The organism is Methylobacterium sp. HJ2 (assembly GCF_056431005.1).
In genome coordinates this window covers 145,251-171,989 of record NZ_JBWJYM010000004.1, presented here as the reverse complement: position 1 = coordinate 171,989, position 26,739 = coordinate 145,251, and the positions used below count along the sequence as shown (strand labels likewise).

Sequence of the window (26,739 nt, the reverse complement as noted above, 5' to 3'; positions counted from 1 at the left end):
GCAGTCGTGGCCGGCCGGTTGGCGCCGGGGTACGCCCTCAGACCCGCACGATGCGGCGCTCGCCGCGGATGCGCCGGATCGTGCCCGTCGCGGAGCGGTAGACCACCGTCTCGGTCTCGATCGCGTTGGGGCGGAAGCGCACGCCGCGCAGCAGCGAGCCGTCGGTGACGCCGGTGGCCGCCACGATGACGTCGCCGCGGGCGAGGTCGGTCAGCGCGTATTTCCGGTTCGGCTCGGTGATGCCCATGCTCTCCGCGCGGCGACGCTTCTCGGCGCTGTCGAGGATCAGCCGGCCCTGCATCTGCCCGCCGGTGCAGCGCAGGGCGCCCGCCGCGATGACGCCCTCCGGCGCCGCGCCGGTGCCGAGATAGATGTCGATCCCGGTCTCGTCCGGGCTCGCCGTGAAGATGATGCCGGCGATGTCGCCGTCCGAGATCAGCCGCACGCCGGCGCCGGTGGCGCGGATCGCCGCCACGAGGTCGGCATGGCGCGGCCGGTCGAGGACCAGGGCGGTGATCTCGCCGGCCTTGACGCCCTTGGCGCGGGCGAGCGCCGCGATGGTCTCGGTCACCGGCATGTCGAGGTCGACGAGGCCCGGCGGGTAGCCCGGCCCGATCGCGATCTTCTGCATGTAGACGTCGGGGGCGGCGAGCAGCGAGCCGCGCTCGGCGATGGCCAGCACCGCGATGGCGCCCGGCATGTCCTTGGCGCAGAGGGTGGTGCCCTCCAGCGGATCGACCGCGATGTCCACCGCCATGCCGCCGCGCCCGAGCTTCTCCCCGATATAGAGCATCGGGGCCTCGTCGCGCTCGCCCTCGCCGATCACCACGGTTCCGTCGATGGGCAGCGTGTGCAGCTCGTCGCGCATGGCGTCGACGGCGGCCTGATCGGCCTCCTTCTCGTTGCCCTGTCCGCGCAGGCGTGCGGCGGCGATCGCGGCGCGCTCGGTCACCCGCGCCAGTTCGAGGCCGAGGATCCGCATCGCGACGTTCCGCGACCCGTCGGTCACCGCCTCAGCCATCGTTCCCTCACCTGTCCTGGCCCGAATCTTTTCGGTGCCGGCCTTTCCATATCCGCTCGCGGCCCACCTGTGGGCGTTGATCGGATCCCGATGTGATCAACTTGTGAGCGATCGCACAGTTTCGCGCCGCTGCATGTCCGGATTCGACGCCTATTCGCGCTCGATGCGGATGAGTTGCGGCGGTTCGGCGAGGAGGCCGTCCTCGGCGATGGCCTCGAGCGCCGCCCGGATCGTGCCCTCGGTCGCCGCGTAGGTGATCAGGACGAGCGGCACCGGCTGGCCGGAGCGCCCGCGCGGGTCGGTCACCGCCGCGCTCTCGCTGCGCCGCTGCAGGATGCTCTCGATCGAGATCGCGCGCTCGGCCATGCGGGTGGCCACGCCCGCGGCGACGCCCGGCCGGTCGTGCACGGTGAGCCGCACGTAGTAGCCGCCCTCGTGCCGCTGCATCTCGGCGCGGGCGAGCGGCACCAGCGCCGCGGTCGGCCGTCCGAAGGCGGGGCGCACCAAGCCCGCCGCCACGTCCGCGATGTCGGCGACGACGGCCGAGGCCGTGGCCTCGCCGCCCGCGCCCGGTCCGATCAGGGTCAGCTCGCCCACCGCGTCGGCATCGACCGTCACGGCGTTGGTGACGCCCATCACCTGGGCGATGGCCGAGGCGCGCGGCACCATGGTGGGATGGACGCGCTGCTCGATGCCCGCCGGGGTGGCCTGGGCGACGCCCAGGAGCTTGATGCGGTAGCCGAGTTCGTCCGCCATCCGCAGGTCGAGGGGCTGCACCCGCGAGATGCCCTCGACCGAGACGCCCTCGGCGTCGACCACGGTGCCGAAGGCGAGGCTCGTCAGGATCGCGAGCTTGTGGGCGGTGTCGAAGCCCTCGACGTCGAAGGTCGGGTCGGCCTCGGCGTAGCCGAGCGCCTGGGCGTCCTTGAGGCAGGCCTCGAAGGTCAGGCCCTCGCGCTCCATGCGCGAGAGGATGTAGTTGCAGGTGCCGTTGAGGATTCCGTAGACCCGGCTCACCGCGTTGCCCGGCAGCCCCTCGCGCAGCGCCTTGACGATCGGGATGCCGCCCGCGACCGAAGCCTCGAAGGCGAGCGCCACGCCGGTCTGCTCGGCGGCGCGCGCGAGTGCCGCGCCGTGATGGGCGAGCAGCGCCTTGTTGGCGGTGACGACGTGCTTGCCGGCGGCGAGCGCCGCCTCGACGGTGGCCTTGGCCGGCCCCTCCGCCCCGCCGATCAGCTCGACGAGACAATCGATCCCCGGGTCGCGCGCCAGGGCGACCGGATCGTCGAACCATGCGATTCCGGGCAGATCCAGGCCGCGATCCCGACTGCGGTCGCGCGCGGACACCGCCACGACGCGGATCTCGCGGCCCGTGGCCTGCGCCAGTGCGTCCGCGCGGCGGGCGATCATCCGGACGACGGATGCGCCGACGGTGCCGAGACCGGCGACGCCGAGGCGAAGGCTCTGTGTCATGGTTCCTTCCGGCCCCGCGACGGCCGCAGCGGGGAACGGAGGTTCGCGCGGTCCGGCGGGCGCGCACTTCTGCAACGATTCCGGCGCCCCCGCAAGAAAGCCCGGTTTCAGGCTGGGATCATCGTCCGCCGCCGGTAGTCCGTGGCGGTCGCGATCAGCCCGTAGAGCACGCAGGCGTTCAGCACGTGCCAGAGCCAGTGTGTCCCCGACGGCAGCGCGCCGCAGAGCGCGCGGTCGCCGGTGCGGGCCGCGAGCGAGGCCAGGAACAGCCCGGCGACGGCCAGGAGGCGCCGGCCCGCCGCGCGCCGCGCCGGCTCCGGCCGCCGCAGCAGGGCGACGGCGACGCCCAGGAGCGCGAGCAGCGCCGGCAGGTAATCGACCGAGCCGTTGGTGAGGGCGTCGAACGAACCGCCGGATAGGGCGTCGAGCGCCGGGGTCAAGCCGGTGCCGAGGGCCAGGAAGGCGACGGTCCCGGCCGTCGCGGCGGCGAGGCCGAAACCGAGCATCCGGTGCAGGGCGAGCCAGAGATAGCCGTGGATGAACAGCGCGATCGGGACCACGTCGGCCAGCATCGACCAGCGGATTGCGAGCGTGTGGAACAGGAAGGACCCGATTCCGACGACCCCTGTGAGCGCCGCGAGCGCGAGGCAGGCCCGGTCGAGTGGCGCGCGCGCCGCGCGCGCGGCCGCCAGCGCCGCCCCGATCAGGAAGGCGCCGTTCGAGACGGCGTTGCGCGGCTCGGCCCAGAAATCCGGCCCGGAGCGCTCGCAATAGGCGCGGATCGGCTCGAACCAGTCGGTCATGGGGGCGTGCTTCCGTCCCGGACGCGCGACAGGGTGTTGCGGGCCGGCCCACCGGTCGCGCGTCGACGGGCCGTCCCCGGGAGCAGGTTCGGGAACCGCGACGGCTCCGGGGATCACGCCTGCATCGCGCGCCCCGAGACGGAGCGACGCCGATCCGGGGGGCTCCGATCCGCGCGTGCGGATCCCGCACCGTATCGGGTTCGGCCCTGGCTCGCGCTCCGCTCGCGGATCGCCACTCTAGGAGACCCGCATGACAGGGATGCGACCGTTCCGGCGCGCCCAGACGCTCGCTTACGAGAATGGCGGTCGCGGATCAAGGCTTGGCGACGTCGGAAAATCCTATTGCCGTCTCTTAAAATACAACCGATACAATCTTGACGAATCAATAGAGCGTCTCGCACATGCCGATTTCAGATATGGAGCCGGAATTACAGAGCAGAACTCGGGTTTCGATGGCTTTCGAGCGCGAGCGAATGCATTTCTCGATCCCGGCGTTCCAACGGCGATCAGAATCAGTGTCATAAGTCTGGGGATCCGCGATGGACGGTCAGCAACAATCGGCGTTGAAGATCGATACGGCGAACAAGGCTCAATCGTCTCAGGCTTTGATCGTGCAGGCCTATTGCAACAGCGTATTGGAGCAGCCTCCGGTCGAGATCTCCACCGTGTCGGATCTGGCCGTCTACGAGCGGTCGATCAACGACGGCCTGACGGCCGCGCAGGGCCACGCGAATACCTATCTGAACGACATCCAGCCGGACATCATCCGAAACATCGCGAATGTCGGCACTTATTACGCGCTTCACGATACGGTTCCGGACGTGCTTCCCCCCGGCTCGCCGGAGGCGGAATGGATCGCAACCCTGACGGCGCTCGCGACGCAGTCGAAGGCCTACAAGAGCGCCGCGGAACAGGTGGCGACACGCCTGGGCAGCCTGCACGAGGCCCTAGCGACGGACGCGGACGCGTTCCAGCGCATCGTCTCGGACCTCAACACGGCGGTGAGCGGCGACGACGGGGCGCTGGCCCGGGACAACGAGGAACTGGCCGATCTGCAGGGCAAGATCGACGGCGCGATCGGCGGTCTCGTCACTGGCTCGCTCGCCGTCGCGGGCGGCCTCTTCCTGATCTGCGTCGGCGCGATCGCAAGTTTCGACACGGCGGGGACGACGGCTCCGGCGGTGGTCGGCGGCATCGGCGTGGTGGTCACGGGTGTCGGCGGCGACGTCGCGTCCGCGATCGTCCTGGCCAATCTCAACACGGCGAAAGCCAGCGTCCTGCACGACGAGGCGTCCCTGAAGACCGAAGTCAAGCAGGCGGCGGCGATCCTGGCCGGCTACCGGGGGCTGCTGGGGCAAGTGAGGATCGCCGTGGATGCGGCGACGGCGATGCAGGAGGCCTGGGACTTCCTGATCGGGGATCTCGGCACCCTGACCGCCGATCTGCAGAGCGGCATCACGTCGCCCGACACGGCGCGCGGGCTGTTCCTGGCCGCCGCCCATTCGGTGGTCAAGACGGTCCTCGCCGACATCGCCACGATCCAGGAGCAATTGGCGGGCGTGCAGGTGATCGTGGCCCCCGCCGGTCAGACCGTCAGCGATCTGATCGAACAGCAGGTCGGTCAGCTGGCCGCGGCTTGAGCGTCGGTCGCGTCGTTCTCGGGGAGGCGGACGGCCTCCCCCTTCTCATCCTGGGCGGGATCCCGCGAAAGGACGTCTCATGACCGGCTACCTCTCGCAGGCCCTGGCCAATCTGGAGGGGGCCGCCCTCCGGATCACCGGCCTGACCGGTCTGCCACCGCAGGCCGAGCCGATTGCGGCGAGCGCGTCGGGCCTCTTCTCCGCGACGGTCGTGCGGATCCGTCAACTCCAGAGCGCGGTCGCCGCCTTCGCGACGGATGCCAAGCCTGAGATCCTGGCCGCGGAGCCGGACCGCGCGGGCCGGTCGCCGCCGCTGCCCGCTTCCCCGTCACGTCCGGAGGGGCGCCGTCCGGGACTGCCGGTGCGGGGCGGATCGCGACCGCCCGCACGTCGAGATCAGCGCGATGGGGATCGGCTGTTCCGCGCCTGAGCCGGGCCAGGGAGAGGCTTCCGGGATGCCCGCCGATCCATGCACGCAAAGCGTGTTGTCCTCTCAAAGCGCGACTTAAAGTCCAGTTTGCCTTGGTGCACTAAGATACAATTGATGACACTGCGCCTATTGAGCGCAGTCATGGTCGGATGGTCTCTGTTGCTCGCTGTAATACCGACTAAATACAGGTTTATTCATCATCAATTAACCTCCAATGGGCATTCTGGTGTCAGGGGCGCTCTCGATCGCCGAGCCCCTCTCGGTCCCCGCGAAGGGTCGACCGGGCCGGCGCGAGTTCCCATCGTCACACCCCGGAGAACGCTGATGTTCGGCACCCGTGTCGGATCGGACCTGCGCGCCAAGCTGGAGGCCCTCGACCGCTCGCAGGCCATCATCGAGTTCGCGCCCGACGGGACGATCCTGGAGGCCAACCGCAACTTCCTCGAGACGGTCGGCTACACGCTCGACGAGATCCGTGGCCGCCACCACAGCCTGTTCGTCGAGGCCGGCCATCGCGAGAGCGAGGCCTACCGCGCCTTCTGGGCCGCGCTCGGCCGGGGCGAGTACCAATCCGCCGAGTACAAGCGCATCGCCAAGGACGGGCGCGAGGTCTGGATCCAGGCCACCTACAACCCGGTCCGCGACCGCGACGGCCGGACCGTCAAGGTGGTGAAGTTCGCCACCGACATCACCGAGCGCAAGCGCCACAGTCTCGACAGCGACGGACAGATCGCCGCCCTGAACCGCTCCCAGGCCGTGATCGCCTTCGGGCTCGACGGGACCATCCTGGCCGCCAATGCCAATTTCCTCGAGGCGGTGGGCTACACGCTCGACGAGATCGCGGGCCGCAATCACAGCCTGTTCGTCGAGCCGGGCTATCGCGAGAGCGCGGCCTACCGCGATTTCTGGGCCGCGCTCGGTCGGGGCGAGTTCCAGTCCGCCGAGTACAAGCGCATCGCCAAGGGCGGTCGCGAGATCTGGATCCAGGCCACCTACAATCCGGTCACCGACCCGGAGGGCCGGCCCTTCAAGGTGGTGAAATTCGCCATCGACATCACCGCCCAGGTCCTGGAGCGGCAGCGCCGCGCCGAGGCCCAGCGCGTCATCGGCACCGACCTCGACGCGATCGGGCAGACGGTGGAGGCCGTGACGCGGCAGACGAGCGAGGCCGCCAGCACGGTCGACCAGATCTCGGGCGACATCCAGGCGGTGGCCTCGGGTGCCGAGGAGCTGTCGGCCTCCGTCGGCGAGATCAGCCAGCAGGTCACCCACGCCGCGCAGATCGCCGCGCAGGCCGTCGACCAGACCGAGCGCACGGGTGCCATCGTCGCCGGCCTGAGCGGGCAGGCGTCGCAGATCGGCGACGTGATCGGCCTGATCCAGGGCATCGCGGGGCAGACCAACCTGCTGGCCCTCAACGCGACCATCGAGGCGGCCCGGGCCGGTGCCGCCGGAAAGGGCTTCGCCGTCGTCGCCTCCGAGGTGAAGGCGCTGGCCGAGCAGACCGCGAAGGCGACCGATCAGATCCGGGCGCAGATCGCCGCGACGCAGGCCGCGACGCGGGACGCGGTGGATGCGATCGGCTCGATCCAGGCGACCATCCACACCCTCAACAGCGTGTCCGGGGCGATCGCGACCGCTGTCGAGGAACAGTCGGTGGTCACGCGCGAGATCTCCGGCAGCATGCAGACCGCCTCGCGCGGCGCGACCGCGATCGCGGTCGGCATGACGGAGATCGCGCAGGCCAGCCGGCAGCTCGACGAGACCACGCGGCAGGTCCGCGCCGCCGTCCGCGCCGTCGGCTGAGCCCGGCGGCCCCCGGCCTCACGGCGCCCTCGGTGAGGGGCGCGGGGCCGGGCGGCGCCGTCGCATGCGGCGCTCGGTCCCGGTGGGATGTCGAGCCGTCGATGCCGGGCCCCGCCTTGTCAGGCGGACCCGGAAACCCGATGACGGGCGCGGGTCTCGGGAAAGCGTCGCGATGCGGATCACCACCTGGAACGTCAACTCGATCAAGCAGCGCGTCGGCCACCTCGTCGGCTTCCTGGAGGAGGCGAAGCCCGACGTGGTCTGCCTCCAGGAGCTGAAATGCCAGGACGAGGCCTTTCCCCGTGCCGAGATCGAGGCGGCGGGCTACGCCGTCGAGACGCTCGGACAGAAGGCCTATAACGGCGTCGCGCTGCTGGTCCGCACGCCGCTGACGATCGCGGAGGTCCGGCGCGGCCTCCCGGGCGACGAATCCGATGCGCAGGCGCGCTACATCGAGGGCCTGATCTCGGGCGAGGACGCCGCTCCGGTGCGGGTCGCCTCGATCTACCTGCCGAACGGCAATCCGGTCGCGAGCGAGAAATACCCCTACAAGCTCGCCTTCCTCGAGCGCCTGCGCCGCCACGCCCGCGCTCTGCTGCGGTCGGAAATCCCGCTGGTGCTCGCGGGCGACTACAACGTGATCCCCGAACCCGAGGATGCCGCCGACCCGGAGGCGTGGCGGCAGGACGCGCTGTTCCTGCCGCAATCGCGGGCGGCCTTCCGGGCGTTGCTCGCGGAAGGCTTCACCGACGGGCTGCGCGCCTGCGACCCGCGCGACCAGCTCTACACGTTCTGGGATTACCAGGCGGGATGCTGGTTCCGGAACCAGGGCATCCGCATCGACCATCTGCTGCTCTCGCCCCAGGCGGCGGACCGGTTGGTCTCGGCCTCGGTGCAGAAGCACCTGCGCGGGCTGGAGAAGCCCTCCGACCACGTGCCCGTGACGGTGGAGCTGCGCCCGGCCTGAGGGCGGCGCGCACGCCGATCCGCTGTCAGCGCCGCCGCTTGACCGAGCCCACCGTCTGCATCTGCACCTGGGCCTCGCTGCGGTCGTCCTCGCTCGCCGCCGCCCAGTTCTTCTCGTAGAGCGAGACGATCCACTCGTCCTTGCGCCCCTGCGCGCCCTCGCGGGCGAGCGCCAGCCACATCAGGCCGCGCACCCGCTGGGTCGGCACGCCGCCCATGCCGTTGACCAGAAGGTCGCCGAGCAGCGCCTGGGCCGGATGGTGGCCCTTCTCGGCGGCGAGATTGAACCAGCGCGCCGCCTGCCGGGCATCGGCCTCGACGCCGGTGCCGTCGAGGTAGAGCCGGGCGAGGTTGTACTGCGCGTTCGGGTCGCCGAAATACGACGCCGCGTAGTTGAACATGTCGTAGGCCCGCTCCGGGTTCGGGCGCACGTAGGTGCCCTTGATCCCGTCGAGGAAGTAGGTGCCGAGCGCCGTGAAGGCGCTGGCGGTCACGCCCGAGGTCTGGGCGTCCGGCCCGTCGTCGGTGGCCGCGTCGGCGATGCGCGAGAAGTATTCGAAGGCCTTCAGGTCGTCGTGCGGCACGCCGTCCCCGTCCGCGTACATGCGGCCGAGCTTCCACAGCGCCAGGGCGTGGCCCTGGCCGGCGGCGTATTCGAGGGCGCGGGCGGCGCCCTCCTTGTCGCCCGCATTGTACTCGCGCACGCCCGCGCGCAGCGCGTCCTTGGCGGAGCGGTAGCTCTTCTCGGCCACCGGCACCGGCGTGCGCACGCTCGCGTCGAGGGCGCGCGGCGCGGGCACCGACCCGAAGGTCAGCACCAGGGCCGCACCGGCCATCGCCGCCAGCCGGGCGCCCGCCATCCACCGGGGCCGACACGGATCGGCCCCGGCCGGCCGCGTCGGCCGGCTGAGGTCAGTCCTAGATGTCCGCATAGGTCTGCGTCTCCTTGGCGCCGCCCGGATGGGTGACGGCACCGGTCACGGCCGGGCCGACGCCCTGCGCGTACTTCCAGAGATAGCCGGAGGTGGCGGTGTTCGCCCGCGGCGCCCAGGCCTTGCGGCGCTCGGCCAGCTCCTCGTCGGACAGGGCGACCTCGAGCGTGCCCTGGATCGCGTCGAGGGTGATCATGTCGCCGTCGCGCAGCAACCCGATCGGGCCGCCGACCGCGGCCTCGGGCCCGACATGGCCGACGCAGAAGCCGCGGGTGGCGCCCGAGAAGCGCCCATCGGTGATGAGCGCGACCTTGTCGCCCATGCCCTGGCCGTAGAGGGCGGCGGTGGTCGAGAGCATCTCGCGCATGCCGGGGCCGCCGCGCGGTCCCTCGTAGCGGATGACCAGGACCTCGCCCTCCTTGTAGCTGCGGCTCTGGACCGCGGCGAAGCAGGCCTCCTCGCCGTCGAAGACGCGGGCCGGTCCGGTGAAGACCTGCTTCTCCGCCGCCATGCCCGCGACCTTCACGATCGCGCCCTCGGGGGCGAGGTTGCCCTTGAGGCCGACGACGCCGCCGGTCGGGGTGATCGGGGCGTTGGCCGGGCGCACCACGTCCTGGTCGGGATTCCAGGCGACCTTCTCGAGGTTCTCCGCGATGGTGCGGCCGGTGACCGTGAGGCAGTCGCCGTGCAGGAAGCCGTGGTCGAGGAGCGTCTTCATCAGCAGCGGGATACCGCCGACCTCGAACATGTCCTTGGCGACGTAGCGCCCGCCCGGCTTGAGGTCGGCGATGTAGGGCGTGCGCCGGAAGATCTCGGCCACGTCGAACAGGGTGAACTCGATGCCGCACTCGTGCGCGATCGCCGGCAGGTGCAGCGCCGCGTTGGTCGAGCCGCCCGACGCCGCGACCGTCGCGGCGGCGTTCTCCAGCGCCTTGCGGGTGACGATGTCGCGCGGGCGGATGTTCTTGGCGATGAGCTCCATCACCTTCTCGCCGGCCGTGGCGCAGAATTTGTCCCGGATCTCGTAGGGTGCCGGGGCGCCGGCCGAGTAGGGCAGCGCCAGGCCGATCGCCTCGGAGACGGTGGCCATGGTGTTGGCGGTGAACTGCGCGCCGCAGGCGCCGGCCGACGGGCAGGCGACCTGCTCCAGCTCGTCGAGGTCCTCCAGGCTCATGTCGCCGACCGCGACCTTGCCGACCGCCTCGAACAGGTCCTGCACCGTCACCGGCTTACCCCGGAAGGAGCCGGGCAGGATCGAGCCGCCGTAGATGAAGATCGACGGCACGTTGAGGCGCACCATCGCCATCATCATGCCGGGCAGCGACTTGTCGCAGCCGGCGAGCCCCACGAGGGCGTCGTAGGCATGGCCGCGCATGGTCAGCTCGACGGAATCGGCGATGACCTCGCGGGACGGCAGCGAGGCGCGCATGCCGCCATGGCCCATGGCGATGCCGTCGGTGACCGTGATGGTGCAGAACTCGCGCGGCGTGCCGTGGGCGGCGGCGACGCCCTTCTTCACGGCCTGGGCCTGGCGCATCAGCGAGATGTTGCAGGGGGCGGCCTCGTTCCAGCACGAGGCGACGCCGACGAGCGGCTGGTGGATCTGCTCGCGGGTCAGGCCCATGGCGTAGAGGTAGGAGCGGTGCGGCGCGCGGTCCGGCCCCTCCGTGACGTGGCGGCTCGGCAGCTTCGACTTGTCGTTCAAACGCGCGTCCATCACCCAGATCCCGTCTCGTACTCTGCGATCGATCCCGAGATGTGGGGTGCGCGCCGACGCTCGACATCGCCCGTGAGGCGATGTGCGAAGGGCTGATCCGCGTCTCCGGAATTCCTCGTCACGGGGCGGTAAAACTTTGGAGAATCTGCTGTTTACCGCCGATCCTGAGGTGGTCCCGGTTTATGGCGGGAACGCGGCGGATCGGGGCAGCACTCGGGGCAAACCCGGGATGCTTTCGCGGTGTTGCGACCTCGCCACAGCCACGCTTAGGCCCCCGATACTTGGTCGATGAGCGCGTTAACCTTGCTGAGGTTCGGCTTTCAGCGGCAGCGGTGCGGATGCCCCGCCGGGGCCGGTCAGGCGGTCGCTCTCGTCCTTGAGCCGCACGCCCGTGAGGCCGCGGGCGAGGGCCTGGGTCAGCAGCCACGCGAGCTTGAACGCCGCCGCGTCGTGCGACAGGCCGGCCGCGCGGACGTTCGAGATGCAGTTGCGCTCCGCGTCCGAGCGGCCGGGCCGCGGTGCGAAGGTCAGGTAGAGGCCGAGGCTGTCGGGCGAGGAGAGCCCCGGCCGCTCGCCGATCAGCACCGCCACGGCGCGCGCGCGCAGCGCCGCCCCCACCGCGTCGCCCAGCGCGACGCGGGCCTGGGCGGCGATGGCGACCGGGCCGATCCGCCAGCCGGCCTGCGCCGCCCGGGGCAGGAAGGCCGCGAGCAGCGGCGCCGCGTTCTCGTGCACCGCCCGGGCCGAGAGCCCGTCGGCCACCACGAGCGCGAGGTCCACGGCCTCGGCGGAGGCCGCTTCGAGGCGGTCCCGGCTCTCCGGCGACAGGCTGCGGCCGAGATCGGGCCGGCGCAGGTAGGTCGCGCGGTCGGGCGCCTCGGAGGTCACCGCGATGGTGGACAGCCCGAGCGCCGCGACCGCCTCGGCCACCGCGTCCGCGTCGAGGGGCGTGTGGACCGCGTCGCGGGCCTGGGCATGGGCGAGGCCGAAGCCCAGCACGGAGCGCGTGGTCTGGCCGCTGCCGGCGCGGCCGAGCCCGATCCGGGCGGGCGTGAGGCGGGCGAGCCGGGCCCAGATCTCGGCAGGATCGCTCACGCCGCGAGGTCCGACGCGCCGGCGAGCAGGCGGTCGCCGCCGCCCTCGATCAGCGCGCCGCCCGGATCCGTCAGGCCGATCGCGTGCAGCCACGCCTCGAATTCCGGCGCGCGCTTCAGGCCGAGCACTTCCCGCAGGTAGAGCGAATCGTGGAAGGAGGTCGACTGGTAGTTCAGCATCACGTCGTCGGCGCCCGGCACGCCCATGACGTAGGTGCAGCCGGCGGCGCCGAGCAGGGTCAGGAGCGTATCCATGTCGTCCTGATCCGCCTCGGCATGGTTGGTGTAGCAGACGTCGACGCCGAGCGGCACGCCCATCAGCTTGCCGCAGAAATGGTCCTCCAGCCCGGCCCGGATGATCTCCTTGCCGTCGTAGAGGTATTCGGGCCCGATGAAGCCCACCACCGTGTTGACGAGGAGCGGCCGGAACGGCCGGGCCACCGCGTAGGCGCGGGCCTCGAGCGTCTGCTGGTCGATGCCGTGATGCGCATTGGCCGAGAGCGCGGAGCCCTGCCCGGTCTCGAAGTACATCCCGTTGTCGCCCAGCGTCCCGCGCTTCAGGCCGAGCATCGCCGCGTGCGCCTCCTTCAGGAGGCCGAGGCTGATGCCGAACCCTGCATTGGCGCCCTCGGTCCCGGCGATCGACTGGAACACCAGATCGACGGGCAGGCCCCGCTCCATCGCGGCCATCGTGGTTGTCACGTGCGTGAGGACGCAGCCCTGGGTCGGGATCGCGTAGCGCTGGATCAGGTCGTCGAGGAGGTGGAGCAGGTCGGCCAGCGCCTCGACCGAATCCGAGGCCGGGTTGATGCCGATCACCGCGTCGCCGCAGCCGTAGGAGAGCCCGTCGAGAATCGCCGCGGTGATGCCGGCGGGGTCGTCGGTCGGGTGGTTGGGCTGCAGCCGCACCGCGAGCGTGCCCGCGAGCCCGATCGTGTTGCGGAAGCGGGTGACCACGCGGCACTTGCGCGCCACCAGGATGAGGTCCTGGTTGCGCATGATCTTCGAGACGGCCGCGGCCATCTCGGGCGTCACCGCGGGTGCGATCCGGGCGAGCGTCGCGGAGGAGGCCGTCAGCAGGAACTCGCGGAAATCCCCGACCGTCAGATGGGCGATCTCTCGGAACGACGCGGCGTCGTGGGTGTCGAGGATGAGCCGGGTGACCTCGTCCGCCTCGTAGGCAATCAGGGGGCGGGCCAGGATCTCGGCCAGCGGCACCTCGGCGAGGCACCAGCGCGCGGCCCAGGTCTCCTCGGCCGACTCCGCCGCGAGGCCGGCGAGGCGATCCCCGGAGCGGACCGGCGTCGCCTTGGCCATCAGCGTCGCGAGGTCGGCGAAGGCCCATGTCCGCGGGCCGACGATGTGGCGGTAGGCCATGGAGCGGGATCCTCCGGACGCGACGGGATCACAGGATACCATGATCCCGCGATCCCGGCGCCGCTCCTGCGGCGATCAGGCCGCGCCCGCGTGGGGCGCCGGCACCTCCGTGGAGATCGCGTCGACGGTGCGCTGGGGCGGGCTGCCGAGGCCGTCCGCGCGGGCGATGCGGATCTGCTGGTTGACCGGCTGCATGTTGCCGTAGGGCGTCGAGAAGGCGATCTCGGCGGCGTCGCGGCCGACGCCGATGCGGACGAGGCCGTCGAGATCGGCCTGGCGCGTCGCGTCGAACAGCCACCAGCGCCCGTCGAGATAGGCCTCGAACACCGCGTGGAAGTCGCTCGGCACCAGGCCGTGGGCGTAGCAGCTCACGAAGCGGGCCGGGATGCCGAGCGCCCGGCAGAAGGCGGTGCCGATATGCGCGAAGTCGCGGCAGACGCCCGCGCGCTTCAGCAGGCTCTCGTCGGCGGTGGTCTCGCCGTCGCTGGTGCCCGGCTTGTAGGTCAGGTGATCGTGGATCCAGTTGCAGATCGCGTTCACGCGCTGATGGCCCTTCGGGAGCGCCCCGAACTCGGCCTGGGCGAAGGGCGTCAGCCGGTCCGAGGAGACGAAACGGCTCGGCAGCAGGAAGGGCAGGATGTCGAGCGGCAATTGCGCGATCGGCGTCTCGTTGATCGTCGCCGGATCGGCCCGGTGCACCGTCAGCTCGACCTCGGCGTTGTATTCGAGCGAGAACTGACCCATCGGCACGTTGACGCCGAGGTATCGGTTCTGGAGGTCCGGGGTGATGTAGACGTCCCGCTTCAGGTTCGGCGTCAGGACCAGGGATTCGCTCAGGATCTCGACGCTCTTCAGCTTGGCCACCTCCAGGTTGAAGATGAAGGTTGTGTCCGAGAGTATGTTATAAGACAGACTGCATCCGAGATTATAGCGCATTCAAGCCTCTCCTTCGTGTCTGGGGTCATGCAAGGACCGCGCCCCGGCGAGCGGTGCCGGATCATCCGAAGCCGCCGCGATCACCTGCCTCGATCCGACATCCGCTAGGACCGTATCCCCCGATTGAGGGATGTGGTTGCGCCGGGAAAACCTAAGATTGGCATTCGGGTGATCGCTCGCGTCGGCTGCGCCCGGTCTGGGCGCGTTGCGCGGCCATCCGAGCTGTCGCTTCGCGACCGGCGTGCGATCCTGAACACAGGAGGCTGATCGGCATGACCCCCCAAGATTTTATCGATTACGCGAAGCAATTCGTAGGTCTGCCTTACATCTGGGGTGCCGACGGGCCGAATGCGTACGATTGTTCGGGGCTCGTGCAGAAATTGCTCGCCTATATTGCCCTCGACCCGCCTGGGGATCAGACCGCCAAGGACCTGTTCAACTATTTCAAATCCAATGGCCGCGCCCTCCCGGTCACGCAGGCATCGGCGCAATGCGGAACGCTCGTGTTCTACGGCGTGCCGAAACGCGTCGGGCACGTCGCGATATGCCTCGACAACACATACATGATCGAGGCCGGGAAGGGGGGCCCCGACACGACGACGATCGAGAAGGCGCGCGCCCGGCACGCCGCGGTCATGATCAGCGCGATCAATCGCCGCTCGGATATCGTGGCGTTCCTCACGCCGAGAGACCTGCCGTGGATCGCCGGCGCGCTACCGGCCGGGCCGGTCGGCCCGTTCCAGCCCGAGATGGCTGCGGCCTTCCTGCCGGTCGCGCCGCAAGTCGCCGCTGGCGCGGCCGTGCCGGCCGACGAGGCGGCGGCGCTTCGGGTCTATAGGCCGATCATCCTCAAGGAGAGCGCGTATTACCGTGTCGATCCCTATATCGTCGCGGGCATCGGGTCTCGCGAATCCGCCTGGGGCACCAATCCGCTGATGAAGCCGCCGGGCCCATCCGGAACCGGCGACCGAACCCGCCGCAAGGCCAGGCCCCCGCTCCGGCCGAATGGTCTGCCGCCCGACGGGCTCGGCTTCGGCCGGGGCCTGATGCAGATCGACTGGGACGCGCACGATTTCGCCCGAACCGGTCCCTGGCAGGATCCTGAGGAAAACATCGGGTACGGTTGCCGGGTCCTGCGCGACAGCCTGGGCTATCTGAGCCGTCACCTGGCCGGCTGGCCCGATGCCGACATCCTGACGGCGGCGGTGGCGGGCTACAATGCGGGAGCCGGGCGTGTACTCGAGGCGGTTCTGAGAGGCGGCATCGCGCAGGCGGATTCCGTGACGGCGAACCGGAACTACGCGGCTGACGTCCAGCGGCGGGCGGCGGGTTTCCGCGCCGCCAACGTGTTCCTGTAAATCCTCGGGCCGTGCCGATGCGGGCGCCTCCCTCGGCGCCCGCAGGTGTCATGGCCGGGCGCCGCCCGGATCGCGCGGGCACAGGATGACGGTCAGCGAGCGCACGCCCTGCGCGCCGTGGATCAGCACGCCCTCGATGTCGGCCGTGGCCGAGGGGCCGGTGTGGAGCACCGCGTAGGCCGCGGCGCCGAAATCCGGCCGGCGATAGGCGGCCTGGACGTTCGGCAGGATGTCGTCGGGATCGAGGAGCACCACGAGGTGCTGCGCGAGGTAGGCGACGGCGTTGACCACCAGCTCGCGCTCGGTGAACAGCACCGAGCCGGTCTCGGCGATGCCGAAGACGGCGCGCACCACCGCCACGTCGACGTCGTTCACCGCCCGCGGCTCGGTGATCGCGGCGAGATCCCGGTTGCCGGCAAGCTCCGGCACCGCCGAGGCGACGACGCGCGCGGCGGCGAGACGCTCGCGCACCGACGCGAACAGATCCGCCGGGTCGGGCTCCGCGAGGCGACCGCCCATGCGCTTGAGGCGCTCGCCGAATTCCGCGACGTGGTCGGGGCCGACGAGCGGCGCGAAATCCGGGATCGGCGGCAGCGGATAGTCGCCCGCGGGACGGTTCTGTCGGATCTCGGCGAAGATGGCCTCGCGCACGCTCACCGGGGGCCGTCCTTGCCGGCCTTCGAGGACCCTGTGTCCGACGAGGCCTTGTTCGACGAGAGCGTGTTCGACGAGGCCTTGGCCATACGGTTGGCCTTGTACCAAGCGTGGAAGCTCTGGTGCGGGGCGTCGGGCATCTCGCGCTTCTTCCCCCAGGTGTTGAGCGGGTTGTAGACGGCGAAGCGCGGCAGGACCTTGAGCGCGGAATCCGCCGTGCCGATCGCGGCGCGGTAGGCGGCCGGGCGGCTGAGCACCGCGCCCGCGGCCTTCATCAGCCCCTGCTTGAGCAGGGGGATCTGGTGCTCCTCGGCCAGCACCTTGCGCCAGGCGAAGATCTGCTCGTGGATGTTGATCTTCACCGGGCAGACGTTCGTGCACGAGCCGTTCATCGTGGAGGAGAACGGCAGGGTCGAGTATTTCCGCTTGTTGAAGGTCGGATCGATGATCAGCCCGATCGGCCCCGCATAGGTCGCGCCGTAGGACAGCCCGCCCGAGCGCCGGTAGACCGGGCAGGTGTTCATGCAGGCGCCGCAGCGGATGCATTTCAGGGAGGTCCAGAACTCCTCCATCCCGAGGCGCGCGGCGCGGCCGTTGTCGACCAGCACCATGTGCATCTCGGTGCCGGGCCGGGGCGCCCGGAAATGCGAGGTGTACTGGGTGATCGGCGAGCCCAGAGCCGAGCGGGAGAGCAGGCGGATGAAGACGCCGAGATGCTCGACCTTCGGGATCACCTTCTCGATGCCGATCGAGTGGATCTGGAGCTTGGGCACGTTGCCCGAGAGGTCGGCGTTGCCCTCGTTGGTGCAGGTCACGACGGTGCCGGTCTCGGCGATGGCGAAGTTGCAGCCCGTCATCCCGGCATCGGCCTCGAGGATGTGGGGCCGCGTGGTCTCGCGCTGGCGCTCGGCCAGATAATGGGCGTCGTCGTTGTCGGGGTCGGTGCCGAGCGTGCGGGCGAAGACCTCGGCCACGTCGCGGCGGGTCTTGTGCACGGCGGGCGCCACGACGTGGCTCGGCTCCTCGTTGTCGAGCTGCTGGATGCGCTCGCCGAGATCGGTCTCGATGATCTCGATCCCCTCCCCGGCCATGAAGTGGCGGAAGCCGCATTCCTCGGTGAGCATCGATTTCGATTTCACCAGCGTGCGGGCGCCGTGGTCGCGCAGGATGCCCAGCACGATGCGGTTGTGCTCCGCTCCGTCGCGCGCCCAGTGCACGTGGACGCCGTTGGCCTTGGCCGCCGCCTCGAACTGCTCGAGATAGACGTCGAGGCGCGAGAGCGTGTGCGCCTTGATTTGCGAGGCGAGTTCGCGCAGCTCCTCCCATTCGGGGATGCCGTGGGCGGCGGTGTCGCGCTTCTTGCGCAGGTCCCACAGGCGCTCGTCGTGGGCGGCGGCGTGGAGGGGCGCTGCGAGGAAGCGCTCGGCCGCCTCCCCCTGGTCGATCGGCCGGTCGCCGCGGATCTTGGCGCCGCGCGGCTGCGGCTCGTTGACGGTCGGCGCGCGGATCGGCTTCGAGGTGCCCTCCGCATGGTCGAGGCGGCGCCCGTCCTGATCGCGCTCGCTCGCGTCGTCGCGCGCGCGGACCGCCGGGTTGACCACGCCTTCCTTCGCCAGGCCTTCCTTCGCCAAGCCTTCGTTCGCCGCGCCTCCGTTCACAGAGCCTTGGCGCTCGCGCGGATCGAGATCCCGGATGCCGGTGTCCTCGGCGCTCATGCGGCGGCTCCGTTCAGCACCTGGGCGATGTGGATGTATTTCAGCGGCAGGCCGAGGCGCTCGGCGCAGCCCTTCTGGTGCATCAGGCAGGAGGAATCGGCCGAGATCACGTACTCGGCCCCGGCGCGCTTCTGGTCGGCCACCTTGTCGTAGCCCATCTTGGCCGAGACGGCCGGCTCGAACACCGAGAAGGTGCCGCCGAAGCCGCAGCACTCGTCGGGCCGGGCGAGATCGACCAGCTCCACCCCCGCGACCTTCTTGAGGAGGTCGAGGGGCTTGGAGAAATACGGCAGGTTCAGCTCCGAGGGCCGGGCGTGGTGGATGCCCCGCAGGGCGTTGCAATTGGCGTGATAGGCGACCTTGTGCGGGAAGCGCGCCCAGGGCAGCGCCTCGACCTTCAGGACGTCGTGCAGGAATTCCACGAGCTCGTAGGTGCGCGCCCGGACGTGCCGGACCGCGTCCGTCTGCGGGATCGCCGTGAGGTGCTCGCGGACCTGATGCACGCAGCTTCCCGAGGGCGCGACCACGTAGTCGAAGCCCGAGAAGTTCTTCACGAACAGCGCCTCGGTGGCCGCCGCCTCCTGGTGGCAGCCGGTATTGGTCATCGGCTGGCCGCAGCAGGTCTGGTCGTAGGGGTAGGTCACGTCGAGGCCGAAGCGCTCCAGCAATTCGAGCGTGGCGATCCCCACCTCCGGCTCGAAGGCGTCGACGTAGCAGGGGATGAACAGGCCGATGCGCATGGATCTCTCTTCAGCCCTCGGCGTCGGGGCTCACGCGGACCAGCAGCTTGCCGAAATTGCCGCCGGTATAGAGGGTGTTCAGGTGCTCGATCGCCCGGTCGAGCCCGTCGCGCACGTCCTGGCGCGTCTTGAGGCGCCCCTCCGCCATCCAGCCGACGAGATCGCGGATCGCCTCCGGGTAGCGGTCGAAATAGTCGAGGATGATGAAGCCCCGGATGGTGAGCCGCCGCATCAGGATCAGCGGCCATTGCCCGGGCCACTGGGCGGGCTCGACGTCGTTGTAGCCCGAGATCAGCCCGCAGAGCGGCATGCGGCCGAAGCGGCGCATGCGCGCGACCGCCGCCTGCATGATCGCGCCGCCGACCTGCTCGAAATTGATGTCGACGCCCTCCGGCGCCAGCGCGTCGAGGCGCGCGCCGACATCCTCGTTCTTGTAGTCGATCGCCGCGTCGAAGCCGAGCTCGTCCACGATGTAGCGGCATTTCTCGGGGCCGCCCGCGATGCCGATGACGCGGCAGCCCTTGATCTTGCCGATCTGCCCGACGACCTGCCCAACGCCGCCGGCGGCCGCCGACACCACGAGGGTCTCGCCCGCCTTCGGGCGCCCGATGTCGAGGAGGCCGAAATAGGCGGTCGGGCCGACCATGCCGAGGGCCCCGAAGGCGGTGGCGAGGCTCAGGCCCGGCGGCAGCTCAAGGCGGTTCAGGCCCTCGCCGTCCGTGATCATGTGGTCGGCGAGCACGCCGAGCCCGGAATAGATCTGCCCGAGCGCGACGCCCGGCTTCCGGCTCGCCACCACGCGGCCGGTGACGAGCGCCCGCATCGGCTCGCCGAGGCCGACCGGCGGCATGTAGCCCTCGGCGTCGCTCATCCAGATGCGGTTGGTCGGGTCCAGGGAGATATAGAGGACCTTGAGGAGGAACTGACCGTCGGCGAGGTCGGGCAGCGCCTCCCGCTCGAAGCTCAGGTCGCCCTCGCGGATCTCGCCCACGGGACGGCGCCGAAGGCGCCAGACCTGTCGTTCGGTCGCCATGCCAGTCTCCCTCGTCCGGACCGCGGCGCCCCGGCCCGCCGCGTGTCGGGACCGCCGCGTGTGATGCGCGGCGGACCCTGGAATCTGTCCAGCCTCGGATCTAGCGGATGAGGTTGGTCTTGGCGAGGTCGAGGACGGAATCGCCGCGCCCGCTCATCACGGCGCGCAGCATGTAGAGGCTGAAGCCCTTGACCTGCTGGCCGTCGATCTTGGGCGGGATCGAGAGCTCGTTGCGCGCCACCACCACGTCGAGGAGGGCCGGCCCGTCGAAGGCCAGGATCTCGGCCACCGCGCCGGGCAAATCGGCCGGGTCCTCGACCCGCAGCGCGAAGATGCCGGCCGCGCGCGACATCGCGGCGAAGTCCGGGTTGTCGAGGGCGACGCCGGTCTCGAGATAGCCCGCGGCCTTCATCTCCATCTCGACGAAGCCGAGCGAGCCGTTGTTGAAGACCACGACCTTCAGGGGCAGCCGGTGCTGGCGCAAAGTCAGGAAGTCGCCCATCAGCATGGCGAAGCCGCCGTCGCCGCTGAGCGCGATCACCTGCCGCTTGGGCTGGGCCGCCTGGATCCCGATGCCCTGCGCCATGGCGTTGGCCATCGAGCCGTGCACCCACGATCCGATCAGCCGGCGCAGCCCGTTCATCTTCAGATAGCGCGCGGCCCACACCGTGGGGGTGCCGACATCGGCGGTGAAGACCGCGTCCGCGGTCGCCGCCTCGCTCACCACCCGGGTGAGGTATTGCGGGTGGATCTGCGTGCTGCCGGGTTTCGGCGTCGCCAGCTCGTCGAGCCCCTCGCGCGCCTTGGCATAGTGCTTCAGGCTCGCATCGAGGAAGCTGCGGTCGGTCTTCGGCTTGAGCTTCGGCAGGAGGGCCGACAGCGTCGCCGCCACGTCGCCGACGAGGCCGAGATCGATGCGGCAGCGCCGACCGAGCTCGTGGGGGCGGATGTCGATCTGCGCCACCTTGGCGTCGTGCGGGTAGAACTGCTTGTAGGGGAAGGCCGTGCCCAGCATCAGCAGGGTCTCGCAGCCCATCATCGCGGCGTAGCCCGACGAGAATCCGATCAGCCCGGTCATGCCGACGTCGTAGGGGTTGTCGTACTCGACGTGGTCCTTGCCGCCGAGCGCGTGCACGATCGGGCTCTTCAGGGTCTCGGCGAGCTGCATCAGGGGGCCGTGCGCCCCGGCGCAGCCCCGCCCGCACAGCAGCGTGATCTTGCGCGAGCCGTTGAGGAGATCGGCCAGCGCGTCGAGATCGGGATCGGCCGGGCGCACCACCGGGCGGGGCGGGAGCAGGCTGGCGCGGCTGCTGACCGTGCGGACCGGCGCCTCCTTCATGGCGACGTCGCCCGGGATGACGACGACGGCGACGCCGCGCTGGCCCACAGCGGCCCGGATCGCGTTCTCGAAGACGTAGGGCAGCTGCGCCGGGTCGGAGACCAGCTCGCAGTAATGGCTGCAATCGCGGAACAGCTCGGTCGGATGCGTCTCCTGGAAATAGCCCGAGCCGATCTCCGCGGAGGGAATGTGGGCGGCGATGGCCAGGACCGGCGTGCCGGTGCGGTGGCAATCGTAGAGGCCGTTGATCAGGTGGACGTGGCCCGGGCCGCAGGAGCCGGCGCAGACCGCGAGCGCCCCGCCGTTGATCTGGCTGTCGGCGCCCGCCGCGAAGGCGCCGGTCTCCTCGTGCCGGACATGGACCCACTCGATGACGCCGCGCGCCCGGATCGATTCGGTGATGGCGTTGAGGCTGTCGCCGACCACGCCGAAGATGCGGCGGACGCCCGCCTCCTGCAGGGTCTCGACGACGAGGTCGGCGATGGTGCTGATGCGCATGGCGGGGCTCCGTGATCTCAGAGCCGAACACCCACGATAAGCCTGATGTTCCTGGCGGAATCGCTCAGTCCGGTATGTCCTCGCCGCGCTGCACCACGCGGGCGAAGAGATCGCCCAGCGCGGCGAGGCTCGCCGCCTGGAGGGCGGCGGCGGGCACCACCGTCCCGTCGGGCGCCGGCAGGGCGCGCGTCGCCGTCGCGGCGGCCACGACGGTCGGGCGGAAGCCCAGGTTGAAGGCGGAGCGCGCGGTGGAGTTGACGCACATATGCGTCATGAAGCCGGCGAGGATCAGCTCCGAGACGCCGGCCGCGCGCAGGCGCGCCTCGAGATCGGTGCCTACGAAGCTGCTCGGATAGGCCTTGGTGATCACCGGCTCGGCGCCCTCCGGCGCCACCTCGTCGCTGATCTGCCCGATCGGGGCCGTGAGGTCGTAGGGCGAGCCCGGCCCGGCATCGTGCCGGACGTGGAAGACCGGCACGCCCGCCGCGCGCGCCCGCAGCAGCAGAGCCCGCGCCTGCGCGATCGCCGGCTCCACGCCCTCGAGGCGCATCACGCCGTCGCGGTAGGTGTTCTGCAGGTCGATCATCACCAGCGCGGAGCCTCCGAGCGGCGGCGGCTCATCGCCGAGCCCCGACAGCGTGCGCAGGGTCGTGAGATCGCTCATGGTCGTGATCCTCCCGGTTTTGCCGGAAGGGTGGCCCGGATGGAGGCCGCGGGCAACCGGACTTTCGGCGGGTCGGCGGCGCGATCCAGGCAACCCGCCTCCGCTGCCCCCGCGCGAGATCGCGGACGGACGGCCTTGGGTGGTTCGGTGAGGCAGGGGGGCGTCACGGCCCGGCTCGTCGGCCATCCGCGGATGCGAAGGGATCGCGCGCATCGCGATCGGCTCGTGGCAGGGGCAGCCCGGACGCGGCAGGCGAGGCGGTGCCGCGCAGGTGGGGGCCAGCGTGCCGGCATCGCGAATGTCGGTCCGGAGCCCATCTGGAACCTGCGCGGGCGAGGCGCCGCGCTACATACCTCTCGGTTGCACCCAGGAGGTTTGTGTGAAACTGTTTATGGGACCGCTCGTGCTCGGGCTGTTGGCGCTGACGGGTGGGGCGCGCGCTGCGCAGCCGCCCGAGCGCATCCGAGGCACTGTTGAGGCGGTCGAGGCCGGATCGATGACCGTCCGCACGATCGACGGCGCTGTCGCGACCCTCGGTCTGACCAAGGACACCAAGGTCATCGCCCTGGTGCGATCGAGCCTCGGCGCCATCACGGCCGGGTCCTTCGTCGGGACGGCCACGAAGGGCGACAATCCTCCGCAGGCGCTGGAGGTGCACATCTTCCCCGAAGCCATGCGTGGAACGGGCGAAGGGCACCGCGACTGGGACATGATCCCCGATACCCTGGCCGGAGGCGGGCGGGTGAAGAGTGCCATGACCAACGGCACCGTGAAGGCCGGCGCGACAGAGGCCCCGCGGGTCAAGAGCGCGATGACCAACGGCACGGTCTCGGGGAGCAGCGCCTCCGGCGGCGCGCAGACGCTGACGCTGACCTACAACAACGGCCAGTCGAAGACAGTCGTGGTGTCGCCTCAAACGCCGATCGTGTCTTACGAACCCGCAGACCAGTCGGCCCTCCGCCCCGGAGCGAAGGTTTTCGTCACCGCCGAGCGGGACGGCGACAAGCTCACGGCGATCCGGGCGGCCGTGGGCAAGGACGGGATCACCCCGCCGATGTAGCGGGCGGCCGTCCGAAGCCTGCGCGGCGAGGGTTGGCAAACGGGCTTCGACGCGGACGGGCCGGTCTCGGCAGGGGCGAGAAGCCGGTCGAGACTGGTGGCAGGCCGGCCGACGAGCAGAGGGGGCCGGGCGCCCACCCGCACTTCGGCGGGTCGGGCCATCTCGGCACCCCCCTGAGACGGGCTGGTGGTGGGGACGGCGTTCGACGGTTGCGTTCTCAGCGAAGGCCGTCGGCCGGGCCGCCGGCATGCTGGCCGGAGAAGCGGTAGGCCGGCGCCGCATGGTATTTCGAGGCTGACAGGGGGGCGAAGACTGCGCTCCGAGCACCCGCGTAGCCCGAGTAGGCGCTGGCCGGGTAAGGCGAGTGCTTGGAATCGAAGCCCTGCGCGAGAGCGGGCGTGGCCAGAGCGGCGGCAAGGACAGCGGCAGCGAGAGTAGACAGTTTCATCATCATCTCCTGTGTGCGCGGATCACGTTGAGCGGACATCATCCGGTCAACAGTGTCGAGCGAGGAAGATCGTCGGTGCGGCGGTCTTGATCGCCTCGGCTGTGCTTGGCCGAATGTGAACCTGCAACGGACGAATACTGCCGATGGTTCACGATAATATGTGTGGTGTCGCACGCCCGGGATCGCCGTATCGGTCCGTTGCTGCCGGCCGCGCGCGCGACGATACGCCAGCACGTCCGTCCCGAAGGCGATCTCACGGATGAAGCGGGGCGCGGCGGAAGGAGGCGCGGGCTCAAGGGCCGCCTTCCCGCAGTCGACGGTCATCCGAACTCGGCCTCGTCCGTCAGGCATTCTAGGGGGCCGGGGTGAGAGGTCCGTCCGGTCGGGCTGGTACGGGGGGGTGTTCCAGCGCCTCGATCAAGCTCTCGACGGACAGCATGAAGCGTCGCACAGCCTGCTCGGCATGACGGCGATGCGCGTCATCGGTCGGAAGAAGGTCCGTTGCCGAGTCGAAGGCAGCGGGCAAGGTCCGCAGCGCGGCGCGGATGGATTGGCGCAGCACCACGATCTGATGGAGCCGTGAGCCCGGGTCGGCGCCAGCCGTGAGGCCCGCCGCGAGGCCGTCGGCCAGACGCCGACTGCCTGCACCATCGAGCCGCACGGGGAGCGTGTAGATCTCGACCATGGCGTCTGTTCCCTGCGGCCCCTGTCGTGATGCGTGGATGGTCGGAGACGGTGACGAGGCCGTCGCCGGTCGGGGTCAGCGTGCCAGGACGCGGGCCGCGCCCTTGGTGACCTCGACGGCCTGCGACACGCTTCCCACCGCCTGGGAGATCGCGCCGATGTTCTGCGCGATCGCGCAGACGGCTCCGGCCGCATCCTGCATGTTCATCGACATGTCCTGCGTGACCGCGCTCTGCTCCTCGACCGCGGCCGCCGTCCGCACCACGTAGTCGCGCATGGTCTCGACGGAGGCCTGGATCGTCTGCAGCGATCCGACGACCTGCGTGGAGACGGACTGGATGCTGCCGATCTCGCCCGCGATCTGATCGGTGGCGCGCGAGGCTTGGTTGGCGAGGTTCTTTACCTCTTGCGCCACCACCGCGAAGCCGCGGCCCGCCTCTCCAGCCCGCGCCGACTCGATCGTGGCATTCAACGCCAGCAGGTTGATCTGACTGGCGATGTTCTGGATCAATCCGACGATGCCACTCATGGCCGTCGCCGTCGCCGACAGCTTCTGGGTCAGATCGCCCGCCGCCTGCGTCTGCAGATGCGCCTCATCGCTCGTCGCGCGCGCCTTGCTCATGCCGGCCGCGATCTCGGTGACCGAGCGGGCGAGTTCCTCGGCCGCCGCGGCAACGGACTGGACGCTGTCCGACGTTTTCCCGGCCGCCGTCCGCGCCAATTCGGACTCGCTGTTGGAGCGGTCGATCGCCCGGTCGACCTCGGCGAAGTTCTCGTCGATGAGCGCCTTCAGTTCGGTCAGGCGTTCGACGTCGGCGGTGACGTCGCTCGCGAACTTGACGATCTTCGAGACCGTCCCGTGCCGGTCGAGGATCGGGTTGTAGGACCCTTCGATCCAGACCGGACGCCCGTTGCGGGCAACCCGCTTGAACTGCGCAGCCTGATATTCGCCCCGGCGCAACGTGTCCCAGAACGCACAATAGTCGCGGCTACCGCGGATCTCCGGCTCGACAAAGATGCTGTGGTGCTTCCCGCGGACCTCGTCCAGGCTGTACCCCATGAGATCGAGGAAATTCCTGTTGGCCGAAACGATGGTGCCGTCGGGCTGAAATTCGACGACGGCCTGCGATCGGCTGATGGCGGCGATCTGGTTGGAAGAGTCGAGGTTGAGCAGCCGCTCCTGGGCATCGGCCCATTCGACCAAGAAGCCGATGGACTTGCCGGCCTGCGACAGCGGGGTGACGAGGAGGTCGAAGACGCGCTTGCCCACCCGGATCGTCGCCTCGTGCGGCTTGTCGAGGGCTGCGAGCATGCGGCGCTGGTGGGACGGGTCCTTGTGGAAGATGTCGATGGTGCTGCCGATGAGCGTGGCGGCATCGAACCGCGGCAGATCGGCTTTGAGGTCGGCCTCGGCCTCCTGCATGAACCGGGTGAGGGCCGGATTCATGTAGGTGATGGTCATGCCCGCATCGGCAATCATCACGTTGGTCCGGAGTGCGGCCAAAGCCGCGATCTCGCTGGCGTTCCCGGCCGGCGATCTCCTGCGGAACCACGTCATCGTGAACTCCAGGCCTGAAACAGGTAGCGAAGGGCGCTGGCGTGGCGCCCAAGATTGCATTCGACCGCGCCTGTACTGGAGCTAGTCTATTGTTTAGACCCCTAACGAGACCTGAATTTATCTTCAGAGCCGAGGAAAATCGATGACCGACTTTCGGTCATGGCCTTAAGCGAAGGTTAATGGCCCCTGAATCTATCTGTTGCCTCGGAGGGCGGAGCCAAGAACCTGATCGATCCCGTGCGCGTGCTGGCCGAGCCACGCGATGCCAGGATCCTGGTCACCGACGCCGAGCTCGCTCGGCCCATACCGGCGATCCTGAACGCCAACGCGGCCTTCCTGCGGATGAGCGGTTACGCGGCGGGTGACGTTCTGGGCCAGACGCCCGCATGCTGCAGGGGCCCGGCGCCGGCCCGAAGAGCACCCGCTAGGTGCAGCATGCGCTTCGGGCGGAGGCGCGCTTCCTCGGACGCGTGCAGAACTATCGCAAGAGCGGCGAAGCCTACCTGTGCGAGATCGACGTGCGACCGCTGCGACGCCCGGACGGCACCACGGACGCGTTCATAGCCTTCGAGCGAGAGGGGGGTCCGCCGGCGGGGCAGACCGACTCAGGGGCGCGCCGGCCGCTACAAGCCGGTCCACGCGGCCGGTTTCGGTGATCGTCTGGCCTTGGAAGCGCCGCTCTTCGCCTGATCGCGCGCAGGGTCTGACGCAAGCGCTGCCCGGATGGCGGCGCGTCGCAGGACCGCTTTCGGATCCTGCGCGGCCGGCCGAACCCCGCGAGGACAACCCCCGG

At 70.0% G+C, this 26,739-nt stretch carries 23 protein-coding genes; 6 read left to right on the top strand and 17 right to left on the bottom strand.

Features of this window, described 5'->3' with window-relative positions:
- Positions 1-37 precede the first annotated feature (37 nt).
- The 3 genes from glpX to ACS5RC_RS11985 form a co-directional block, all read right to left on the bottom strand.
- Positions 38-1,021, bottom strand: a complete 984-nt coding sequence (glpX, locus tag ACS5RC_RS11995) for a class II fructose-bisphosphatase (RefSeq protein WP_478344089.1) — start codon at positions 1,019-1,021, stop codon at positions 38-40.
- Between the two features lie 150 nt (positions 1,022-1,171).
- On the bottom strand, positions 1,172-2,494 hold the full coding sequence (locus ACS5RC_RS11990) for a homoserine dehydrogenase (RefSeq protein WP_478344088.1): 1,323 nt from the start codon (positions 2,492-2,494) through the stop codon (positions 1,172-1,174).
- Between the two features lie 107 nt (positions 2,495-2,601).
- Complete coding sequence (locus ACS5RC_RS11985) at positions 2,602-3,297, bottom strand: ceramidase domain-containing protein (RefSeq protein ID WP_478344087.1); 696 nt, start codon at positions 3,295-3,297, stop codon at positions 2,602-2,604.
- Positions 3,298-3,836: 539 nt separating this feature from the next.
- Here ACS5RC_RS11985 and ACS5RC_RS11980 point away from each other — a divergent pair.
- The 4 genes from ACS5RC_RS11980 (at position 3,837) to xth (ending at position 8,140) form a co-directional block, all read left to right on the top strand.
- A complete protein-coding gene (locus ACS5RC_RS11980; protein WP_478344086.1) occupies positions 3,837-4,937 on the top strand; it encodes an HBL/NHE enterotoxin family protein in 1,101 nt (366 codons plus the stop codon).
- Positions 4,938-5,016: 79 nt separating this feature from the next.
- Positions 5,017-5,367 (top strand): hypothetical protein, encoded by a 351-nt coding sequence (locus ACS5RC_RS11975; RefSeq protein ID WP_478344085.1) that lies wholly within the window; start codon positions 5,017-5,019, stop codon positions 5,365-5,367.
- Between the two features lie 324 nt (positions 5,368-5,691).
- The gene (locus ACS5RC_RS11970; protein WP_478344084.1) at positions 5,692-7,173 is read left to right on the top strand and encodes a methyl-accepting chemotaxis protein; all 1,482 of its coding nucleotides are present in this window, start codon (positions 5,692-5,694) and stop codon (positions 7,171-7,173) included.
- Between the two features lie 172 nt (positions 7,174-7,345).
- Positions 7,346-8,140, top strand: coding sequence for an exodeoxyribonuclease III (gene xth / locus ACS5RC_RS11965; protein ID WP_478344083.1), 795 nt, complete (start codon positions 7,346-7,348; stop codon positions 8,138-8,140).
- Positions 8,141-8,165: 25 nt separating this feature from the next.
- Here xth and ACS5RC_RS11960 read toward each other — a convergent pair whose 3' ends face one another.
- The 5 genes from ACS5RC_RS11960 to ACS5RC_RS11940 all read right to left on the bottom strand — a co-directional run bounded on the left by ACS5RC_RS11960 (position 8,166) and on the right by ACS5RC_RS11940 (position 14,195).
- On the bottom strand, positions 8,166-9,071 hold the full coding sequence (locus ACS5RC_RS11960) for a tetratricopeptide repeat protein (protein ID WP_478344082.1): 906 nt from the start codon (positions 9,069-9,071) through the stop codon (positions 8,166-8,168).
- Positions 9,058-10,788 carry a dihydroxy-acid dehydratase gene (ilvD, locus tag ACS5RC_RS11955; protein ID WP_478344081.1) on the bottom strand — a complete coding sequence of 577 codons (1,731 nt, stop codon included), beginning with the start codon at positions 10,786-10,788 and terminating at the stop codon, positions 9,058-9,060. Before ilvD ends, ACS5RC_RS11960 begins: the two co-directional genes overlap by 14 nt.
- A gap of 297 nt (positions 10,789-11,085) precedes the next feature.
- The gene (gene eutC / locus ACS5RC_RS11950) at positions 11,086-11,883 is read right to left on the bottom strand and encodes an ethanolamine ammonia-lyase subunit EutC (RefSeq protein ID WP_478344080.1); all 798 of its coding nucleotides are present in this window, start codon (positions 11,881-11,883) and stop codon (positions 11,086-11,088) included.
- Positions 11,880-13,259: an ethanolamine ammonia-lyase subunit EutB gene (locus tag ACS5RC_RS11945; RefSeq protein ID WP_478344079.1), complete on the bottom strand. Its 1,380-nt coding sequence runs from the start codon at positions 13,257-13,259 to the stop codon at positions 11,880-11,882. The genes eutC and ACS5RC_RS11945 overlap by 4 nt, the downstream gene beginning before the upstream one ends.
- A gap of 75 nt (positions 13,260-13,334) precedes the next feature.
- Complete coding sequence (locus ACS5RC_RS11940; RefSeq protein WP_478344078.1) at positions 13,335-14,195, bottom strand: transglutaminase-like domain-containing protein; 861 nt, start codon at positions 14,193-14,195, stop codon at positions 13,335-13,337.
- Between the two features lie 272 nt (positions 14,196-14,467).
- On the opposite strand from ACS5RC_RS11940, the gene ACS5RC_RS11935 reads away from it, so the two are divergent.
- Entirely contained in the window at positions 14,468-15,553 is a 1,086-nt protein-coding gene (locus ACS5RC_RS11935) for an NlpC/P60 family protein (protein ID WP_478344077.1), read from the top strand.
- A gap of 48 nt (positions 15,554-15,601) precedes the next feature.
- Here the strand turns inward: ACS5RC_RS11935 and ACS5RC_RS11930 are convergent, their stop codons facing one another.
- From ACS5RC_RS11930 to ACS5RC_RS11905, 6 genes are all read right to left on the bottom strand, one after another.
- Positions 15,602-16,210 (bottom strand): LutC/YkgG family protein, encoded by a 609-nt coding sequence (locus ACS5RC_RS11930; RefSeq protein ID WP_478344076.1) that lies wholly within the window; start codon positions 16,208-16,210, stop codon positions 15,602-15,604.
- Positions 16,207-17,922, bottom strand: a complete 1,716-nt coding sequence (locus tag ACS5RC_RS11925) for a lactate utilization protein B (RefSeq protein WP_478344075.1) — start codon at positions 17,920-17,922, stop codon at positions 16,207-16,209. The genes ACS5RC_RS11930 and ACS5RC_RS11925 overlap by 4 nt, the downstream gene beginning before the upstream one ends.
- The gene (locus ACS5RC_RS11920; RefSeq protein ID WP_478344074.1) at positions 17,919-18,662 is read right to left on the bottom strand and encodes a (Fe-S)-binding protein; all 744 of its coding nucleotides are present in this window, start codon (positions 18,660-18,662) and stop codon (positions 17,919-17,921) included. Before ACS5RC_RS11920 ends, ACS5RC_RS11925 begins: the two co-directional genes overlap by 4 nt.
- 10 nt (positions 18,663-18,672) lie before the next feature.
- Positions 18,673-19,695, bottom strand: coding sequence for an NADP-dependent oxidoreductase (locus ACS5RC_RS11915; RefSeq protein WP_478344073.1), 1,023 nt, complete (start codon positions 19,693-19,695; stop codon positions 18,673-18,675).
- A gap of 100 nt (positions 19,696-19,795) precedes the next feature.
- Positions 19,796-21,532 carry a ubiquinone-dependent pyruvate dehydrogenase gene (gene poxB / locus ACS5RC_RS11910; protein ID WP_478344072.1) on the bottom strand — a complete coding sequence of 579 codons (1,737 nt, stop codon included), beginning with the start codon at positions 21,530-21,532 and terminating at the stop codon, positions 19,796-19,798.
- A gap of 64 nt (positions 21,533-21,596) precedes the next feature.
- Positions 21,597-22,196, bottom strand: coding sequence for a cysteine hydrolase family protein (locus ACS5RC_RS11905; protein ID WP_478344071.1), 600 nt, complete (start codon positions 22,194-22,196; stop codon positions 21,597-21,599).
- Positions 22,197-22,587: 391 nt separating this feature from the next.
- On the opposite strand from ACS5RC_RS11905, the gene ACS5RC_RS11900 reads away from it, so the two are divergent.
- On the top strand, positions 22,588-23,256 hold the full coding sequence (locus ACS5RC_RS11900; protein WP_478344350.1) for a metal ABC transporter permease: 669 nt from the start codon (positions 22,588-22,590) through the stop codon (positions 23,254-23,256).
- A gap of 217 nt (positions 23,257-23,473) precedes the next feature.
- On the opposite strand, the gene ACS5RC_RS11895 is transcribed toward ACS5RC_RS11900, so the two are convergent.
- The 3 genes from ACS5RC_RS11895 to ACS5RC_RS11885 form a co-directional block, all read right to left on the bottom strand.
- Complete coding sequence (locus tag ACS5RC_RS11895) at positions 23,474-23,704, bottom strand: hypothetical protein (RefSeq protein WP_478344070.1); 231 nt, start codon at positions 23,702-23,704, stop codon at positions 23,474-23,476.
- 352 nt (positions 23,705-24,056) lie between these two features.
- Positions 24,057-24,389, bottom strand: coding sequence for a hypothetical protein (locus ACS5RC_RS11890; protein ID WP_478344069.1), 333 nt, complete (start codon positions 24,387-24,389; stop codon positions 24,057-24,059).
- 75 nt (positions 24,390-24,464) lie between these two features.
- On the bottom strand, positions 24,465-25,946 hold the full coding sequence (locus ACS5RC_RS11885; protein ID WP_478344068.1) for a methyl-accepting chemotaxis protein: 1,482 nt from the start codon (positions 25,944-25,946) through the stop codon (positions 24,465-24,467).
- Positions 25,947-26,739 lie beyond the last annotated feature (793 nt).

What these genes read in the sequence shown, in the direction of transcription:
- glpX (WP_478344089.1), bottom strand. Translation starts at nt 1,021, where the DNA reads ATGGCTGAGGCGGTGACCGACGGGTCGCGGAACGTCGCGATGCGGATC.
- ACS5RC_RS11990 (WP_478344088.1), bottom strand. Translation starts at nt 2,494, where the DNA reads ATGACACAGAGCCTTCGCCTCGGCGTCGCCGGTCTCGGCACCGTCGGC.
- ACS5RC_RS11985 (WP_478344087.1), bottom strand. Translation starts at nt 3,297, where the DNA reads ATGACCGACTGGTTCGAGCCGATCCGCGCCTATTGCGAGCGCTCCGGG.
- ACS5RC_RS11980 (WP_478344086.1), top strand. Translation starts at nt 3,837, where the DNA reads ATGGACGGTCAGCAACAATCGGCGTTGAAGATCGATACGGCGAACAAG.
- ACS5RC_RS11975 (WP_478344085.1), top strand. Translation starts at nt 5,017, where the DNA reads ATGACCGGCTACCTCTCGCAGGCCCTGGCCAATCTGGAGGGGGCCGCC.
- ACS5RC_RS11970 (WP_478344084.1), top strand. Translation starts at nt 5,692, where the DNA reads ATGTTCGGCACCCGTGTCGGATCGGACCTGCGCGCCAAGCTGGAGGCC.
- xth (WP_478344083.1), top strand. Translation starts at nt 7,346, where the DNA reads ATGCGGATCACCACCTGGAACGTCAACTCGATCAAGCAGCGCGTCGGC.
- ACS5RC_RS11960 (WP_478344082.1), bottom strand. Translation starts at nt 9,071, where the DNA reads ATGCGGACATCTAGGACTGACCTCAGCCGGCCGACGCGGCCGGCCGGG.
- ilvD (WP_478344081.1), bottom strand. Translation starts at nt 10,788, where the DNA reads ATGGACGCGCGTTTGAACGACAAGTCGAAGCTGCCGAGCCGCCACGTC.
- ACS5RC_RS11945 (WP_478344079.1), bottom strand. Translation starts at nt 13,259, where the DNA reads ATGGCCTACCGCCACATCGTCGGCCCGCGGACATGGGCCTTCGCCGAC.
- ACS5RC_RS11940 (WP_478344078.1), bottom strand. Translation starts at nt 14,195, where the DNA reads ATGCGCTATAATCTCGGATGCAGTCTGTCTTATAACATACTCTCGGAC.
- ACS5RC_RS11935 (WP_478344077.1), top strand. Translation starts at nt 14,468, where the DNA reads ATGACCCCCCAAGATTTTATCGATTACGCGAAGCAATTCGTAGGTCTG.
- ACS5RC_RS11925 (WP_478344075.1), bottom strand. Translation starts at nt 17,922, where the DNA reads ATGAGCGCCGAGGACACCGGCATCCGGGATCTCGATCCGCGCGAGCGC.
- ACS5RC_RS11920 (WP_478344074.1), bottom strand. Translation starts at nt 18,662, where the DNA reads ATGCGCATCGGCCTGTTCATCCCCTGCTACGTCGACGCCTTCGAGCCG.
- ACS5RC_RS11915 (WP_478344073.1), bottom strand. Translation starts at nt 19,695, where the DNA reads ATGGCGACCGAACGACAGGTCTGGCGCCTTCGGCGCCGTCCCGTGGGC.
- poxB (WP_478344072.1), bottom strand. Translation starts at nt 21,532, where the DNA reads ATGCGCATCAGCACCATCGCCGACCTCGTCGTCGAGACCCTGCAGGAG.
- ACS5RC_RS11905 (WP_478344071.1), bottom strand. Translation starts at nt 22,196, where the DNA reads ATGAGCGATCTCACGACCCTGCGCACGCTGTCGGGGCTCGGCGATGAG.
- ACS5RC_RS11900 (WP_478344350.1), top strand. Translation starts at nt 22,588, where the DNA reads ATGGGACCGCTCGTGCTCGGGCTGTTGGCGCTGACGGGTGGGGCGCGC.
- ACS5RC_RS11895 (WP_478344070.1), bottom strand. Translation starts at nt 23,704, where the DNA reads ATGAAACTGTCTACTCTCGCTGCCGCTGTCCTTGCCGCCGCTCTGGCC.
- ACS5RC_RS11890 (WP_478344069.1), bottom strand. Translation starts at nt 24,389, where the DNA reads ATGGTCGAGATCTACACGCTCCCCGTGCGGCTCGATGGTGCAGGCAGT.
- ACS5RC_RS11885 (WP_478344068.1), bottom strand. Translation starts at nt 25,946, where the DNA reads ATGACGTGGTTCCGCAGGAGATCGCCGGCCGGGAACGCCAGCGAGATC.